1 protein-coding gene is annotated in these 1,205 nt (G+C 61.2%); it reads left to right on the top strand.

What is annotated here, in order from left to right; genetic code table 11:
- Window positions 1–416 precede the first annotated feature (416 nt).
- Window positions 417–1,205 (top strand): acyltransferase family protein (locus A2J01_RS05305; protein WP_064112245.1); only part of this gene is annotated, 789 nt, incomplete at its 3' end.

Here is a 1,205-nt window from a genome sequence, read left to right as displayed (position 1 = left end):
TGCCTCGACGGTCGCCACTCTCGATGCCATTCAGCACAAGTACGAAGCGAAGGGAAAGCACGTCGAGATCATCGGTCTCGACGGCGCCAGCCTCGAGCGTCACCGAGGGCTCAGCGGCACCCTCACTTCATCGCATTGAGATGGGTGGACGCCGTCTGCGCTCGGTTATCACCTAATTGTGCTGTAGCGCAACGAATTATGGTGGTACTTCACGTCTGGTTCTCGCCGTGTTGTCGAGAAACCGGAACTCGCCACCCGGCGGGCCCCCGTTCGCGGCGGTCGGTGAAATGGCACCAGGACGCTCCGGACCCTCGATAAACCTACTGTAACGTAAGAGTAAAGTTGTGGCGGGTGTTCGACCGCCGCCAAGTCCATGAGAGTCACGTCCGCCCAACACCATCGAGGAGAAAGATCCGGTGCACCGAATCAACGACGGAACCATCGAACCGAAATCGGGCGATACGGCAGCGCACACAGGGCGGGTGGACTGGGTCGACCTGGCGAAAGGGATCAGCATCGCGTTGGTCGTCCTCCTGCACAGCACCAACTTTCTCGTCACCCGCGGGTTGGCCGCAGGGATCTGGAACGACATCAACGCTGTTGCGGAACCGATTCGGATGCCCTTGTTCTTCCTCACCGCCGGCCTCTTCGCACACAAAGTGACATCACTGCCGTGGGCAACGGTGATCCGGCGGCGAGTCCTGCCTCTGGCATACCTCTACCTCATGTGGACGGTTCTGCGCTTCGTGTTCTTCAGCGCCTTTCCGGCCACCGCAGGAACCGACGAAACCTCGAGCCCACTGAACTTGATCACTGCGCTGGTCGTACCGACCAGCGGGTTGTGGTTCCTCTACGCACTCGCGGTGTACACGGTGCTCACGAAAGCACTCGGCGGAATCGACTATCGAGTCCAACTGCTCGGTGCGATCGCGTTGGCCTTCACCGCTCCCAGCATCGGAGGCGTCGACTGGACCTGGGGAAACATGATGGAACTCTTCCTCTTCTTCCTCGCCGGAGCGCACCTGCAACAGATGATCCGCGCCGCCGCCGCATCGACGACGATGACACGTCTCGCGCTCTCCGGCACCGCATTCGCGCTCGCGTACGCCCTGCACGTCAATGGGTACATCACCTCGGTCGGCGCCGCGACGATCACCCTGAGCGCCTTGGGTCTGTTCGTCGGCATCACTCTCACATCGCAACTG

This window comes from Rhodococcus sp. EPR-134, assembly GCF_001647205.1.
GTDB lineage: Bacteria > Actinomycetota > Actinomycetes > Mycobacteriales > Mycobacteriaceae > Rhodococcus_F > Rhodococcus_F qingshengii.
This window is presented reverse-complemented; position numbering and strand designations above follow the sequence as displayed.